3 protein-coding genes are annotated in these 3,073 nt (G+C 65.8%); 2 read left to right on the top strand and 1 reads right to left on the bottom strand.

The annotated features are described in order from the left end of the window. Positions 1-58 precede the first annotated feature (58 nt). Positions 59-631: a recombinase family protein gene (locus tag BMX36_RS21110; protein ID WP_007407197.1), complete on the bottom strand. Its 573-nt coding sequence runs from the start codon at positions 629-631 to the stop codon at positions 59-61. A gap of 191 nt (positions 632-822) precedes the next feature. On the opposite strand from BMX36_RS21110, the gene BMX36_RS21115 reads away from it, so the two are divergent. Both BMX36_RS21115 and BMX36_RS21120 read left to right on the top strand, forming a co-directional pair. After that, positions 823-2,223, top strand: coding sequence for a Mu transposase C-terminal domain-containing protein (locus BMX36_RS21115; protein ID WP_004212864.1), 1,401 nt, complete (start codon positions 823-825; stop codon positions 2,221-2,223). Then, positions 2,150-3,028, top strand: coding sequence for an AAA family ATPase (locus tag BMX36_RS21120; protein ID WP_009824028.1), 879 nt, complete (start codon positions 2,150-2,152; stop codon positions 3,026-3,028). The genes BMX36_RS21115 and BMX36_RS21120 overlap by 74 nt, the downstream gene beginning before the upstream one ends. Positions 3,029-3,073: the final 45 nt, after the last annotated feature.

Here is a 3,073-nt window from a genome sequence, read left to right on the forward strand (position 1 = left end):
TGTAAACGCTCGCGCTAAGTGGCGGCATTCTGATCGCGCTATTTGTCGGCGAGCGTCGCTACGCGGCTACCGGCTTGGTCTCGGCCGATCGCACATAGGCGTAGAGTGTTGGCTTGGAGATGCCGAGCATCGAGCAAATCTTGGCGATCGGCATCGTGTTCTCGTGGTAGAGCCTGACGGCCAGGTCGCGCTTGTCCTTGCCGAGTGCGGCCGGCCGGCCACCCTTCTTGCCGCGAGCGCGGGCTGCGGTGAGACCGGCCTGGGTCCGCTCGCGGATCAGGTTGCGCTCGAACTCCGCCAATGCCCCGAACAGGTGGAAGGTAAGCTTGCCCGACGTGGTGGTCGTGTCGATCGCCTCGTGCAGGCTCAGCAGCCCGACCTTTTCCTCGTCGAGGTAGGTCATCCATCCGATCAGATCACGGAGCGAGCGGCCGAGCCTGTCGAGGCGCCAGACCACCAGTGTGTCGCCGGCGCGAAGCAGCTCCTTCACCTTTTCCAATCCAGGGCGAGCGGCAGTCGCCCCGGAGGCCTTGTCGGTGATGACCTTCTCGCAGCCGGCAGCCTTCAGCGCATCACGCTGGAGGTCCAGGTTCTGCTCGGCGGTCGATACGCGGGCGTAACCGATTTTCATGCGTAGGGCCGGTGGCGCCCCGATCGGGCGCGGTTTGGGAAGAAAGTCGTCATCGGCAGGTCTATGTTGCCCTAGTTTTCTTTACCGGGTAGATTTACGTCGAACAGGCCGGTTTGGCAACGCGAGCGGACTCGCATGGCGATGGGCAGGCAAATCTCCGTTTTCCTTACCTGCGACACGGACCGTCGGCGGTGACGCATCCGGCGCTTGTCCCGCCGCTGGCGATCGAGCGCTACCGCGTCCTTGAACCGCACCTCGCCGATGGCATCCCGCTCGCGGACCTCGCCCGCACCGGCACGCTGAGCGAGCGGACGTTGCAGCGCTGGCTCGGGCGCTACCGTGCCGAAGGACTTGCCGGTCTCGCGCGTCTGCCGCGCAACGATCGGGGCAGGCTGCACCTGCCGGAACATCTGGTCGAACTGACCCGCACTCTCGCCACCAAGCGCCCGCGACCCCCGGTCGCCGCCATTCACCGAAAGGTGCAGGAACTCGCCATCGCGCATGGACACCGAACCCCCAGCTATGCGGCCGTCGCGCGTGTCGTCAGGGCGATACCGGCAAGCCAGATCGCCGCAGCCTCCGATCCGGCCGTCTACCGCGACCAGCACGAGCTAGTGCATCGGCGCGAAGCCGCGACCTCGAACGAGATGTGGCAGGCCGATCATACCGTTCTCGACATTCTCGTGCTCGATGATGCCGGAACCCCGGTGCGTCCTTGGCTGACCGTCATCGTTGACGATCACAGCCGAGCCATCGCCGGTTACTTCCTCAGCCTCGATGCCCCCAGTGCCCTCAACACGGCGCTCGCCTTGCGGCAGGCGATCTGGCGCAAGCCCAATCCCGAATGGATCGTCAGCGGCATTCCCGAACAGCTTTACGTCGACAACGGCTCGGATTTCATCTCCGAGCATATCGAGCAGGCGTGCATCGCCCTCAAAATCCGCCTCATCCATTCGCTGCCGGGGCGTCCTCGCGGGCGCGGCAAGATCGAGCGGCTGTTCCGCACCATCAACGACATGTTCCTGCCCGACCTGCCCGGCCACCTGATCGCGGGCAAGCCGCTGTCGGCGCCAGTGCTCACGCTCGACGAGCTGCGCGCCCGCTTCGAGGCGTTCGTGTGCGGCGTCTATCATCGTCGCCCGCATGGCAGCACCGGCGAACCGCCGATCACGCGCTGGCAGAAGGGCGGGTTCCTGCCCGCAATGCCCGACAGCCTTGAACAGCTCGACATGCTGCTCGTGCACGTGCCCAAGCCCCGTAAAGTGCTGCGCGACGGCATCCGTCTGATGGGCAGGCGCTATGTCGAACCCACGCTCGCGGCCTTCGTCGGCGAGCAGGTCGAGGCGGTCTATGACCCCCGCGACCTGACCGAGATCCACGTCTACCACCAGGGCCGGTTCGTCTGCCGTGCGCTCAGCTCCGAGCACGCTGGGCACCCGTCGTTGCGCGCGATCCAGCGCGCCCGGCGCGGCGCGAAGGAGCGCGACAAGCAGGTGCCTGCCCCCACGGAGACCTTCGATGGCGACCAAGAGGATACGGCTTCCCGGCCCACCACCTACCGAGGGCTCCGGCTCTACGCCGCTGACGATTGAGTTCCTGGTCGAGCAGCCGTTCCTGGCGACCCGCGAACATGCCCGGTTCGTCGAGTTTGCCGAAGCCTGCGCGCACTACCGCTATATCGGCGTGTGTCATGGCCGGCCGGGCGTCGGAAAGACGCGATCGGCGCGCGAGTTTTCCAGCTTCCCCGACCTGGGGGAATATGCCGCGCTCCGTCCCATTGCCGCGCTCCTTGGCGAAAAGGTCGCTCGCTGCCGCGCCGTCTTCTACACCGTGTCGGTCAGCAACACGCCCAAGACGATCGACGCGGTGTTGGGCCTCAACCTCATTAAGCTGGGCTATGCCCGGCTGACGGTCGCGGGCGGCTCGCAGGACGAAATCACCCATGACGCCGCCCGCATCGCCTGCCCCCTCGTCATCGTCGACGAGGCCGACCGCCTGACCATAAAGTCGCTCGAACATCTCCGCGACATGGCCGATCGCCACGGCTTCGGGCTGATCCTGATGGGTATGCCGGGCTTGGAGAAGCGCCTCGCCCGCTATGCCCAGCTCTACTCGCGGATCGGCTTCGTCCACGAGTTCAAACCGCTTACCGAGACCGAAATGCGGCTGCTGCTCGCGACCCACGCCGGCGATTTCGGGATCAGCTTCGACCCGGCCCAACTCGACGCGATCGAAGCGCAGGCAGCCGTGATCCGCATCACGCGCGGCAACTTCCGGCTCATGGAGCGCCTGTTCGCGCAGATGCGGCGGATCATGACCCTCAACCGCGTCGAGGAGGTCACCGCTGACATCGTTCAGGCCGCGCGCGATTGCCTCGTCATCGGACCCGGCAACTGACAAATAGCGCGATCAGAACGCCGCCATTTAGCGCGAGCGTTTACA

This window comes from Sphingomonas sp. OV641 (assembly GCF_900109205.1).
In the GTDB taxonomy this organism is placed as follows: Bacteria; Pseudomonadota; Alphaproteobacteria; order Sphingomonadales; family Sphingomonadaceae; genus Sphingomonas.